The 377-nt window shown below is 62.3% G+C and carries 1 pseudogene; it reads right to left on the bottom strand.

Features of this window, described 5'->3' with window-relative positions:
* Nucleotides 1-377, bottom strand: a pseudogene (locus ACRXB1_RS37440) (hypothetical protein); the annotation flags it as partial.

Genomic DNA, 377 nt, shown 5'->3' with positions numbered 1-377 from the left:
CACGCGGCTGCGGGCGTAGTTGCGTATTCGCCTGCGTAGTCGTTTGCATGAGCGCTTGCATCTTCACTGGCAGATTCGACCGGATACCCATTCACGCCCTCAACGGACTCGGCTGCAAGCAGATCGAGCACGACCAGCATCACCGGCTGATTCTCTTCGTTGATCGGGATGCCGACAATGTCGCTCAACCAGCAGCCGATCTTCGTTGCAGCGAAATCCGCGGGACGCGCCGCTTTCCGCAACGCCACGCCCAGTTTCACTGCACGATAGTGATACGAAGGCACCTTGTGCTCGGGCGCGGTTCGCGAGAGCCCACCCTTGCGGCCCGGATCGCGGCCGAGCGTCCCCGCGAGCACCAGATCCGAAGAGCCTCGTGT

The sequence above is a fragment of the Caballeronia sp. M23-90 genome (assembly GCF_053574605.1).
The sequence above is the reverse complement of the archived record's forward strand: the minus strand, read 5'-3'. Positions and strand labels throughout refer to the sequence as shown.